Source organism: Paenibacillus sp. P5_B5 (genome assembly GCF_056400365.1).
The window spans coordinates 425315-438107 of sequence record NZ_JBFULK010000002.1; the positions used below are offsets into that span (position 1 = coordinate 425315).

At 40.8% G+C, this 12793-nt stretch carries 10 protein-coding genes; 8 read left to right on the top strand and 2 right to left on the bottom strand.

What is annotated here, in order from left to right; all coding sequences use genetic code 11:
• The 6 genes from AC1DOK_RS04665 to AC1DOK_RS04690 all read left to right on the top strand — a co-directional run bounded on the left by AC1DOK_RS04665 (position 1) and on the right by AC1DOK_RS04690 (position 9785).
• Positions 1-924, top strand: coding sequence for an ABC transporter permease (locus AC1DOK_RS04665; RefSeq protein WP_477553062.1), 924 nt, complete (start codon positions 1-3; stop codon positions 922-924).
• A 2-nt stretch (positions 925-926) separates the two neighbouring features.
• Positions 927-1820, top strand: coding sequence for a carbohydrate ABC transporter permease (locus AC1DOK_RS04670; RefSeq protein ID WP_477553063.1), 894 nt, complete (start codon positions 927-929; stop codon positions 1818-1820).
• 66 nt (positions 1821-1886) lie between these two features.
• A complete protein-coding gene (locus AC1DOK_RS04675; RefSeq protein ID WP_477553064.1) occupies positions 1887-3344 on the top strand; it encodes an ABC transporter substrate-binding protein in 1458 nt (485 codons plus the stop codon).
• A 199-nt stretch (positions 3345-3543) separates the two neighbouring features.
• Positions 3544-6330, top strand: coding sequence for a glycoside hydrolase family 3 C-terminal domain-containing protein (locus AC1DOK_RS04680; protein ID WP_477553065.1), 2787 nt, complete (start codon positions 3544-3546; stop codon positions 6328-6330).
• Between the two features lie 162 nt (positions 6331-6492).
• A complete protein-coding gene (locus tag AC1DOK_RS04685; RefSeq protein ID WP_477553066.1) occupies positions 6493-6897 on the top strand; it encodes a YkvA family protein in 405 nt (134 codons plus the stop codon).
• Positions 6898-7154: 257 nt separating this feature from the next.
• A complete protein-coding gene (locus AC1DOK_RS04690; RefSeq protein WP_477553067.1) occupies positions 7155-9785 on the top strand; it encodes a Cna B-type domain-containing protein in 2631 nt (876 codons plus the stop codon).
• Positions 9786-9862: 77 nt separating this feature from the next.
• Here the strand turns inward: AC1DOK_RS04690 and AC1DOK_RS04695 are convergent, their stop codons facing one another.
• On the bottom strand, positions 9863-10516 hold the full coding sequence (locus AC1DOK_RS04695; RefSeq protein WP_477553068.1) for a TetR/AcrR family transcriptional regulator: 654 nt from the start codon (positions 10514-10516) through the stop codon (positions 9863-9865).
• A 172-nt stretch (positions 10517-10688) separates the two neighbouring features.
• On the opposite strand from AC1DOK_RS04695, the gene AC1DOK_RS04700 reads away from it, so the two are divergent.
• Positions 10689-11441, top strand: a complete 753-nt coding sequence (locus AC1DOK_RS04700) for an SDR family NAD(P)-dependent oxidoreductase (RefSeq protein WP_477553069.1) — start codon at positions 10689-10691, stop codon at positions 11439-11441.
• Between the two features lie 212 nt (positions 11442-11653).
• On the opposite strand, the gene AC1DOK_RS04705 is transcribed toward AC1DOK_RS04700, so the two are convergent.
• Positions 11654-12283 (bottom strand): YfbR-like 5'-deoxynucleotidase, encoded by a 630-nt coding sequence (locus AC1DOK_RS04705; RefSeq protein ID WP_477553070.1) that lies wholly within the window; start codon positions 12281-12283, stop codon positions 11654-11656.
• A 172-nt stretch (positions 12284-12455) separates the two neighbouring features.
• Between AC1DOK_RS04705 and AC1DOK_RS04710 the strand changes: the two genes are divergently transcribed.
• Complete coding sequence (locus AC1DOK_RS04710; protein WP_477553071.1) at positions 12456-12713, top strand: hypothetical protein; 258 nt, start codon at positions 12456-12458, stop codon at positions 12711-12713.
• Positions 12714-12793: the final 80 nt, after the last annotated feature.

Genomic DNA, 12793 nt, shown 5'->3' on the forward strand with positions numbered 1-12793 from the left:
ATGAAATCAGATGCTAAGGGGTTTCTATATGAAATAAAGAAAAATAGAATCCTGTATCTAATGTGCGTGCCTGCTCTTATCGTGCTGATCATGTTCGCTTATATCCCTTTTGCAGGAATTTGGATGGCATTTACCGATTTTAATGTGGTCGATGGAATCTTCGGCAGTAAATTTGTTGGCTTGGACAATTTTAAGTACTTTTTTTCGAACAGCATGGGATGGAAGGTTATCTATAACACACTATTCATCAACTTTTTTGGCCTTATATTAGGCATTATAGTTCCTGTCAGTATTGCTATTCTACTCAACGAAATCCGGAATAAGGCATACAAAAAGATAGCTCAAAGCATGATGTTCTTTCCCTATTTCTTATCTTGGATCGTAGTAGGGGCTATTCTGTACGGAATCTTTTCCACGGAAGTAGGTATTGCGAATAACATCTTGGAGTTCTTTGGAGCAGAACCGATCAGTTGGTATTCAGAGCCGAAGTATTGGAAATGGATCATTATTCTTTCGAGTGTTTGGAAATGGAGCGGGTATAGTTCCATTATTTATATGGCAGCCATGGCTAACTTTGATAACAGCATGTATGAAGCAGCTAAAGTCGATGGCGCTAATAAACTGCAGCAAATTCTTTTCTTAACGGTTCCGATGTTAAAACCGACGATCGTTGTCTTAACCTTACTCAGCGTTGGGCGGATCTTTTACGGTGACTTCGGTATGATTTATGGAATTGTCGGCAATAACCCGGTACTCATTGACGAGGTAACGGTTATCGATACTTATGTGTACATGTCTATGCGTACATTAGGTTTTTCTTATACGACTGCAATCGGATTATTTCAGTCAGTTATGGGATTGATTCTAATTACGGCTGCAAATAAAACAGCAAAGAAAATAAACGACGGAGAGGGTCTATTTTAATGATGGGAAAGAATAGATTACTTGGCGATAGAATGGTGACGGGTGTTGCATTCGGTTTCATTGGATTTTTTGCACTCGTGTGTCTATATCCTCTTATTTTAACTTTAAGTGTGTCCTTTTCGTCAGAACAGGCTATTGCTAGAAACGGATATTCGATAAACCCTCAAAATTTTAGCTTGGATACGTATAAATATATTTTCGTGAACAGTGGGATGAAAATACTCAAATCCTATGGCGTTACCATTTTTGTAACGGTCGTTGGTACGCTAGGTGCGTTGCTGATTACGAGTATGATTGCATTTTCATTATCTATCAAAAAGATGAAATATCGTAACATTCTTGCATTTATCTGTAATTTTACGATTATCTTCTCGGCTGGCTTGATTCCGTGGTACATCGTCAGTGTCAATGTTTATGGATTGAAAAACAGTATTTTGGCATTAATCCTTCCTTCTATATTTAGCGTGTGGAATATGTTCTTGCTGCGCACATATTTTGCATACATTTCACCCTCTTTATATGAGGCTGCGGAGATGGATGGAGCCAATTATTTTACGATTTATCTTAAAGTAGCTCTTCCTTTAAGCAAGACCGGACTCCTAACGGTGGGTTTAATGTATGCGCTGCAGTATTGGAATGATTGGTGGCATGCTCTGATCTTTATTAATGATAATAAATTATTTCCGTTACAATATTACCTTTACAACATTCTGTCTAATGTAAATGCGATCAGTTCTGGCCGTATTCCATCAGGGGCTTCAGGCAGCATAACGTTGCCCGCAGAAACTGTGAAGATGGCTATAACGGTTATTACGATTGGACCGATCATATTTCTTTATCCTTTCATTCAAAAGTACTTCGTGCACGGTATTATGGCAGGTGCAGTCAAGGAATAGGCGCAATCGGTTACTAGCCGAATAAGGCTTAACATATATTAACCATTATATTAGGAGGGTGTTCTAATGAAGGCGAGAAAAATGCTTATCTTTGTGGTTGTAATGATCTTGTCTATTTCTATTGTGGTTGGTTGCAGTAGCAATAAAGAGGGCGGGGGTAAGCTCGAAACCGTCACGATTTTGTACCCTGGAGAACGAAGTGATCGCATGAGTGAATTTCTTGGCAATGAATTTGCCGAGAAGATGGCAGCTGATCTTGGATTAAAGGTAGAAGTTACTTTTGTACCGTGGGCCCAGTATTGGGAACAAAAAGATATTATGCTGGCTGCAAATGAACCGATTGATCTGTATTGGGATGGACTACCGGACCTTTCTACGATCGTTAATAAGAAACAAAGTATGCCGCTTGATGATTTAATTGAGAAGTACGGTCAGGATATGCTTAAAGTGTTGCCAACGGAACATCTTAAAGGCGCAATCATTGATGGTAAAATTCATGGCATTCCATCGGCATATGCTCCATCCTCTGCCATGTATCAGCTGGTAGCCGTTCGTCAGGATATACTGGAAGCCGTGGGGATGACCGACTTGAAAACAGCCGATGATTTAAAAGAATTTGCAACAAAGGCAAAGCAAAAGTTTCCTGAAATGAAAGGACCTGCTGATATTATCTTTAAGCCTTTAACCCGAAATTTTGCCGATGAACAATATAACTGGATTGCCGTAGAAGATTTGATCGTATTCGGGGAAGACAGCAAAAAAGCGTATAGTTATTATGAAACAGAGGCTTTCCAGGAAGTAGTCAAGTTTAACCGTGGAATGTATGATGCGGGGTTATATACAGAGGATCTGACCATTAAATATAATGAAAGAGACTCTCGTATGCAGACAGGTTTATACTTATGGGTTGAAGGATCTTTAGGCAAGGAAATGGAAATTATCAATTCAATCAAAGCAAATGCACCGAAGGCAGAAATTAAAACGTACCTGCTAGCAGAAGATAAACCACGTTATATTACAGCCGCAGGTGGAGAAGTTCTAGGCATACCTGTCAAGGCTCCAAATCCGGAAGGGGCTATGAAGTTTATTAACTGGATTTATAAATCCAAAGAAAATTATCTATTTGCCCTTTATGGTGTTGAAGGCAAGGATTACGAGATTGTAGATGGAAGAATCAAAAAGCTGACCCCTAGCGAATTTTTCTATGAATGGATGTTTAGAAACCAAAACTACCAATTGTTTGGACCGGACGTTGCGCAAGAGTCCATCGACCTTTATAAAAGCTGGGATGACAAGGCTAAACTATCAGAATCATTGGGCTTCCGGTTTAATAATGAGAAGGTTAAATTAATCGAAACAGCACTGAAAGAAGTTGCAGGCAAGGACTTGGCTGCGATCCGCTCCGGTTTTGTAGATTTTGAAACCGAATATCCTAAGGCCATTAAGAAGCTAAAGGATGCAGGCATTGATGAATATGTGGCTGAGATCCAGCGTCAGTTAGATGAGTTTTTGGCTAGGAAATAAAAAGAGGTATACGTTGGAGTCATAGAATTCGAAGCTTTTCAAAAGGAGTCAGCTATTATTGCTGACTCCTTTATTAAGTTAAATTGAGGAATATAAATTTTGCAGAGTGTTTATATTTGTATAGATTTGTTACTATGATACTAGATACAAATGAAGGTAGACTAGAAATGTATCGAACAAACAATCTGGAGGGAATAAATTGAGCACACAGAAATTCGGAGTTCCATTAAAAGGTTTTGCTGAATTTAGTAGAAAAGTAGCCGCAGAAGGTGCTGTGCTTTTAAAAAATGAAGGACATGTTCTTCCCATTCGAAATAAAGAAAACGTTTCGATCTTCGGCAGAACTCAGGTTAATTATTATCGCAGTGGTACAGGTTCGGGCGGCAGCGTCCATGTTTCTTATACAACTAATCTGTTAGACGGTCTTCGGAGTAAAAAGAATATCACCGTCAATGAAGAGTTAGCGGCCGTATATGAACAATGGATTGAGCAAAATCCATTTGATAATGGCGGAGGCGGCTGGGCAGCTGAACCGTGGCATCAGAAGGAAATGGCTTTAACCGATGAGCTGGTGTTAGAAGCAAGGAACAAATCCGATAAGGCGATCATTGTAATCGGACGTACGGCAGGAGAAGATCAGGATAACGCCGATAGGCCAGGAAGCTACCAGTTAACAGCAGAAGAACAAGCAATGCTGAAGCGGGTGACGACCTATTTTGAACAAACTGTCGTTGTACTGAATGTATCGAATATCATTGATATGAGCTGGCTGAACAATGAAAGCTACGTGCACCCGATTCCATGTGTGATCTACGCTTGGCATGGTGGCATGGAAGGTGGCAATGCCATTGCAGATGTGCTGGCTGGGGATGTGACACCGAGTGGTAAATTAACGGATACAATTGCATATTCGATCAACGATTATCCTTCGACTCGCAATTATGGAAATGAGAAAAAGAGCGTTTATGAAGAAGATATTTACGTAGGCTACCGTTTTTTCGAAACGTTTCGACCAGAAAAAGTCCAGTTTGAATTCGGTTACGGTTTATCCTATACCCAATTTAACATTGAACCTGGGGAAGCCAAACTGACTGTCAAAGAAGGAGAACAATACGTTGAAATCGGCGTAGCTGTCAAAAATATCGGAACAGACTTTGCAGGCAAAGAGGTCGTTCAGGTTTATTATGAAGCACCGCAAGGAAAGCTGGGCCAACCAGCTAAAGCTTTGGCAGCATTCGTGAAGTCAAAAGAACTTCAGGCAGGTGAATCGCAGCGTCTTACCGTGAGCTTCCCTGTTCATGCTATGGCTTCCTATGATGACGCCGGTGTGACAGGGCATCCTTCCGCTTATGTTATGGAAGCCGGGACGTATCGTCTATATGTGGGGAACAGTGTCAAAAATGTAGTGGAAATAGACGTTGAAGGACAGAAAGGTTATACAGTAGAAACTCTTCAAGTCGTAGAGCAGCTGCAAGAGGCGATGGCGCCAACGGAAAGCTTTACACGAATGAAACCAGGCTCTCGGAAGGAAGATGGTACGTATGAAGCTACGTTTGCAGATGTGCCGACACGTAAGATTTCGCTTGCGGAGCGGATCGAGAAGAATCTTCCTAATACCCTGGAGCAAACCGGTGATAAGGGGTATAAATTAAGAGATGTTCATGACCGGAAAGTGAGCATGGAAGCCTTTATAGCTCAGCTTAGCGATCAAGATTTGGCAGCAATTGTTAGAGGAGAAGGCATGAGCAGTCCGCTGGTTACACCGGGTACGGCTTCGGCCTTCGGGGGTGTAAGTGATCAGTTATTCAGTTACGGAATTCCGGTTGCCTGTACGTCGGACGGACCGTCCGGAATTCGGATGGATAGCGGGCAGAAGGCAACTCAGGTTGCTATTGGAACCTTGCTTGCCGCAACATGGAACACTGAATTGGTCGAAGAACTTTATTTCATGGAAGGCCAGGAATTATTAAGCAACAATATTGACGCCTTGCTTGGACCCGGCTTGAATATTCGGCGCAGTCCGCTTAATGGACGTAATTTTGAATATTTTTCGGAAGATCCGCTGATTTCCGGGATGTTTGCTGCAGCATGCACTCAAGGCATCATGAAAGGCGGCTCGAATGGCACGTTGAAGCATTTTGCCTGTAATAACCAGGAAAAATATCGCAGCAAGGTAAATGCTGTCGTGTCTGAGCGTGCCCTTCGGGAGATTTATCTGAAAGGCTTTGAAATCGCGGTAAAACAGGGCGGTGCGAATTCGATTATGACCTCCTACAATCCCATCAACGGGCATTGGGCGGCTTCTAATTATGATATGAATACCACAATTCTTCGTGGGGAATGGGGCTTCAAAGGCATCGTGATGACGGATTGGTGGGCCATCATGAATGATGTTGTCCATGGAGGTTCTCCGGATCGAAAATATACAAATTGGATGGTTCGTGCACAAAACGATCTTTATATGGTTGTGAGTAACTATGGCGCGGAAACCAATGTTTGGGGAGACAATACCATTGAATCTCTGGCAAACGGTACCTTAACCCGCGGAGAGCTGCAGCGCTGTGCTATTAATATTTGTGAATTCCTGATGCAAGCACCGGTGTTCTCCAGAAAACAAGTGACTGAAGAAATGGACAATACATTCAAGGCAAGTCCATCTCTTCCAACGGAGCAAGTGCATGCAGTATCCCACAATGCGCAAGTTAAAGTCTCCGCAACCGGATCGACCTTTATGAAAGTAGAACAGGCTGGGGTATACCGGATCTTTGTCAATGTTATGTCTCCAGATAACGAGTTGGCTCAGAGCGCATGTAATGTGACCTTAAACGATCAACCGATGACGACCATTCAAACCAATGGAACGGACGGCAGATGGATCAATCTGAAGCTTGTGAAAATTGAACTGGAAGCAGGCCTTTATGAATTAAAGTTTGACCATGTCAAACCGGGTATACAGATTGAGTGGATCGAGTTTAAACAAGTGTAAATGTAAAAACGTAAGTAGAAAAGACACCTGAAAGGGTGTCTTTTTTCATTCCAGGGATATGAGGATAGAGAAGTTATCCACATAATATTTGATGAACTACCTCAACCTAAAGGAATACCAATAAACCTGTCGAACACATTAATATTAAAGGGTGGGGTTAGAATGAGCGACGAAACAAAGTATCAAAAACATTTTTCAGAGGATCGATTTTGGGACAAGCTTAAGAAGAATGCAATTGCCGCTGGGCAAAAGGTCATATATAGTGGGCTAACATTATTTTATGCGCTCGAGAGTCCGAACACTTCACTGAAAGACAAGGCTATTATCTATGGAGGGCTTGGCTATTTGATCTTTCCACTTGATGGAATTCCAGACCTTGTTCCACTTGCAGGTTATGCAGATGATTTAGGAGTATTGTTGTTTGCTGCCACTCGTGTAGCAATGAGTATTGATAGCGCCGTAAAGCAAAAAGCGAAAGACAAGCTGGTTGATTTCTTCGGCGCGGGTGCAGTAAATAAGGAGGAAATTCAAGAGGTCGATCGGCAAATTGAAGGGAGAGATGAATAAGAGTGTGGTGAAAAATGAGGGGAATCGCTATCATTACATTCTTCAAAGAAAAGATTAATCCTATGGGAATTCATTATTAGTAAAATAGCTGTTTAGAAAACTATGAAATGAACCCGAGAGTATAAAAAGTATATGAAGCTGAAAAAAGACACTATGATTGGTGTCTTTTTTTTATTCAGAATTTATTCAACGTGACCATATATAGTTAGATTGGTGTGCTTATACAATAATAAAAATAAACTAAAGGAGAGGATCCCATGTATATAAAGTCAAAAAAGCTATATTCAGTTTTTTTAGTGCTCATGACTTTTATATTTACTGTAGGTCAAAGTTTTGCACCTGCAATCGCAAATGCACAAGAGTTAAATACAACCGGATTTGTTGACAGCTTTTCGATTGAAAAAACGAAACTAAATTACGGAGAACAGACTCAAATCAAAGTGAATTTTACTGATAAAACCGGGAATCAAATGAAAGCCGAGGACACACTAACCTTATCATTACCTTCAGAATTAATAGGTTATACTGGAACGATTCCATTAAAAAATGATGGAGGAACAGTGTTTGGCACTTGTCAAGTAAATACAACTGATGTGGTATGTACATTTACTGATACAGTTGAAAAACTTCAAAATATTAGAGGGCATATTTATTTTACAGTTCAAGCTTCTAATGTAGCAACGGATCAAAAGAAAGAGGTTGAAACAAATTTAGGTACAAATTTAAAAAAGCAAACTGTAACGATTTTCGGTCCAACTAGTGGCGGTTCAGGCTCTAAGCCATTTTTCTACAAAGCTGGTGATATTCAGCCGGGCAGCGCCGATCAAGTGCGTTGGTTCTTAAATATAAACTTAAACAAAGAATATTTAAGTACAGATATTGTTGTGTCTGATAGTTTGCAGGAAGGTCAAACCTTTAATAAAGATAGTTTTAAGATAATAGTTAGTGACAGAGAGTCTTTATCAATTGAACAATTTCAAGATCAACACTATGGAACGGTTACGTTTAATAATGATAATTCATTTAAAGTAGTGATTAATAAGGATATGGCAAGTGGTAGGTCTTTTACCATTTCTTATACAACTACTATAACGGAAAGCGGAAAGAGCCAAGAACATTTAAAGAATGATTATAAGATTGATTACCAAGTTCTGTACAAAGAATTAGTTACTGAGTCGGGTAGTGCCGTAGTCAAAAATACTACATCTGGCGGCGGTGCTGACGGAGATTTACCACCTAAAGGAACATTACGAATTTTTAAGCACATTATAGATGCTGAAGAAAAAGTCATCCCAAATGTCTCGTTTAAGTTGTATACAGAGTCAGGTCAACAAATTGGAGATACCTATACAACAAACAGCCAAGGTATAGTTGAAGTTCCTAACTTAGATGCAGGAAACTACTATGTGCAAGAAATTGCAGCTCCAGATTATTTGAATTTTGATCCTGAAGCAAAAGTAAGCTTTACAATTGATGCAGATGCTGCAAAGGGTGTAAAGCTGATGATTCCGAATAAAGTAAAAACGACATTCGTTACAGGAACAAAAACATGGAGTGATAACAATTCATCAGATCGTCCAAGTAGTATCAATGTCGACCTACTTCTAGATGGAAAAGTCATTCAAACACAAGAAGTAACAGCAGCTAACGATTGGGAGTATACATTTAACAATCTGGCAGCATTTGATGCTGATGGAAATGAATATAAGTATGAAGTGAAAGAACAACCGGTAGCAGGATACAAATCCGCAGTAAACGGCTTTGATATCACCAATACCAAAGTTGGTCAAACCACAGTAGAAGGAACGAAGACGTGGAAAAACGATAACGCATCAGATCGTCCAAGCAGCATCAAAGTCGACCTACTGCAAAATGGTCAAGTCATTCAAACCCAAGACGTGACAGCAACAAATGATTGGAAGTATACATTTGCAAATTTGACAGCATTTGATGCAAATGGTAATGCATATACGTATGAGGTAAAAGAACAACCGGTAGCCGGATACAAATCCGCAGTAAACGGCTTTGATATCATCAATACAAAACTTGGTCAAACCACAGTAGAAGGAACGAAGACGTGGAAAAACGATAACGCATCAGATCGTCCAAGCAGCATCAAAGTCGACCTACTTCAAGATGGACAAGTTATTCAAACACAAGAAGTAACATCGGCGAACGATTGGAAGTATACATTCGACAATCTGGCAGCATATGATGCTGACGGTAAGGCCTATATGTATACAGTGAAAGAACAACCAGTAGCGGGATATAAGTCCGATGTAGATGGTTATAACATTACAAACACTAAGAATGAGGATCCAGTAAATCCACCAACTACACCACCGACTACACCACCGCCTACACCGCCTACTAAACCAATTCCACCGATTCCACCTACTTCGAGTGGTCAAACCTCAGTAGAAGGAACGAAGACGTGGAAAGGTGATAATGAAGCAGATCGTCCAAGCAGTATCAAAGTAGACTTATTTCAAAATGGCATGATCATTAAAACACAAGAAGTAACGGCAGCAAATGGCTGGAAATATATATTTGCAGATTTGGCAGTAAATGATCCTAATGGTAAAGCATATACGTATGAAGTGAGGGAACAACCAGTAGCTGGATACCAATCCGAAGTAAACGGTTATGACATTACAAATACAAAGATTACGGATCCAGATGTTACAGAATATCTCGAGCCTTTACCTCCACCACCGACTAAAGACCAAGAGAACAAGCCTTCCAATCCAAATGGGCAAAACTCTGGCAATGTCCTGCCACAGACAGGGGAAGAAAGCCATATTCTTTACCAACTAATCGGCTATAGCGCGATCCTGTTGGGAGCTGTACTATTGCTGATCGGAAGAAAGCGTAAATTCAATTCTTAGAGCGAACTGATAGAATTTAAACAGAGGGGCTGTCTCAGTAGACAGCCCCTTTGCATTAATCAGTCAATAGCTTCCGTTTATTTTGCGCGTATATATTCGAGCAGAATCTTCTTCAGAATCAAGAGCTGCTTATCGGTTGGCAGTTCAGATACGAAAGTAAGGATGTTATTTTGCAATGACAGTTTCCTTGAGAAAACACCAAAGACGTTAATCACTGTTGTTAAGGTATCGGAAATCGGAATATCGGAACGAATAGATCCATCCGTCATTCCGTCCTGAATGATGGTCTCAAATTCGTTGAAAATAGACCGATACAGCTCATTGAATTGCTCGATATCTTCCAAAGGTTCTGTGAAGTGGGCAGCACGGCTTTCGAAATCCTCCATGAATATAATGCTCGAGTTGTCGGGGTCTTGAATATTGGAGAAAAAGAAGTCCATCAGACGTTCGATCTTATCTATGCTGGATATGGGCATTCCGGCGATCAATCGAAAAGTTTCGTAAATCCCTTCCGTCAATTTGGTAGCAATCGCAACGATCAGTTTTTCCTTCTTGGGATAATACCGAAATAAAGTCGCGATGCCGATATTCGCTTCTTTGGCGATATCTTGCATCGTCGCTTTCTCTATGCCCTTTTGCACGAATACGTATTCAGCGGCTTCCAGAATATGTATGGTACGTTGTTGTTTATTATTTTGGCGTTCCTGCAAATATCTCGTTTTCGGATCCATTTTACGTTCGAACCTTTCCTGTCCAAAATGATCTTGGCTTATGAGTATTATAAGCTTTCGTAGGCTGTATTCACAAGAAGGTCTTGAAGATCTGACTAGTAATGATATAATTAATATCATAATGATAGTTTAACTATCATCATGATAATTGTTAAAAAAGGAGAGTTGAAATATGGCTGTTCTAAAAGATAAAGTTGCGATTATTACGGGTGCGGGTAGCGGTATGGGGCGCGAAGAGGCAATCTTGTTCGGCAAAGAGGGAGCGAAAGTCATCGCTACCGATGTGAATGAAGCTGCTGTACAGAATGTCGTAAAGGAAATTGAGGCGATTGGAGGAGAAGCGATAGCTTACGCGCATAATGTTGCCTCGGAGGAAGAATGGATCAAGGTAGTGGACGGTGTGATCGCGAAATACGGCAAGGTGGACGTGCTCGTCAATAATGCCGGTGTTTCCCATCCTGTAGGTTTGCTGGAGACGACGATCGAGCAATGGAATAAAGTCATCAACATCAACTTGACCAGCGTCTTCCTGGGAATGAAATACGTCATTCCACACATGCGTGACAACAAGGGCGGTTCGATCGTTAACATTTCGTCCATCGCGGGTTTAACCGGCGGCAGCGGCGCTGGCGCGTATACCGCTTCCAAAGGTGGGGTTCGCATGTTGTCCAAAGCGGCAGCGGTCGATTTCGGTAAAGATAATATCCGCGTGAACTCTGTTCACCCCGGCTTTATTGAAACGCCGATGAGCGCAGAATTAATCAACAACGACCAGATGCTGCAATGGTTTCTTTCCCAGACTGCTTTGCCAAGAGTTGGGCGCGCGTCCGAGGTGGCAGAAGCGGTCCTGTTCCTGGCTTCCGATGCGGCGTCTTATTTGACGGGTATTGAATTGCCTGTAGATGGCGGCGTTACCGCGAAATGATTATTAAAGCACTTTAATATCAAAACAGTTTATGTAAAGAATAACCCAGTACCTTGCCGATACTGGGTTTGTTGTATTAAGGGAGTGGCTAATTGCTTTGCCCCAGCCAAGTACCTGCAGAAAAAATTAGAGGATTAATTCGCGATCATATGCAGTGAAAAATAAAAGTAAGAGGAGAGGTAGCTAAGGAAGGCTATAAAGAAGTAAAGTAGCTATGAGGCTAGAGCTTCATTCGTAATCGTTGCAATATMAATAGAAGATTTTGATCCTTCGTTGACCATATCGGGCAAAATATTTGTAAGAAAATAGTCAACGCAATGAAGCTTAATTCCTTTAATTTTTATAAGCGCATTACGATACATCGCGATAAAATCTTTTTCAGTATTGCCTCGTTGCAGCTCTGTAAAGGCTTCGTATACCTGATCCAGTTTATCAGCAACCTCTAATATAAGTCCTTCCACTGAATCGTCTTTGCCTTCGCGCAGTTGTCTGCGAAATATAGGCTTGAATTCTTCTGGAATATGCTCGTCAATGAAATGAGCGACCATACCTTCCTCTACTTGTTGCAGCATAGCTCGAAGTTCTAGTGAATAGTGCTTTACGGGAGTTTTTATATCGCCAATAAATATTTCTCCATAATCATGACTACTTGTTATTTCGTATAACTTTTTCCAATCCACAGTGACTCCGCTATTTTCTTCGATATCCGCCAATGTTTTGGCATATTGAACAACCTTCCAAGAATGAGCCGATACACTATGCTCCTGAAACTTGAATCTACCTGGGCAACGAATAATGCGTTCCAGATCGTTAAGCGATAGAAAATACGTATGAATCCCCATATGATGAATTCCTTTCTTTGATGAATGTAATGATGAAGCTCTATGTATAGTATAAATTACTTTTGTTAAAGGAGGATTAACTCAAACTAAAAGTTTTGTAACTTGCAGCCCCTTACTTGACGATCAAAGCCGTTCATTGCTTTTCTGTAAACGCATTCTTATTCATGATATAATGACATTTAATAGACTATTATTTAGAGTATTATCTTCATTTGAAGAACTGGACAGGAGTGTTACGGGGATGAGAGGATATAACGTATGGCGTCCGGTGATGATTATTGCCACTGCGTGGCTTACGAACAGCGTGGTTATAAACCTTTCTGTTCTGTTAGGCATGTCGCCTGAATTAGCAAGCAACGTTGGTTTTATTGCCATGATGATTGCCGCGTTGTTAATGTTTACCCGAATGATGAAGCGCCGTCATAAATAAATATCATGGTAAATTACCATGCGTGGTACACAAAGAACACAAAACACCGACCAGGGGTCGGTGTTTTGTATGTTCAGTCT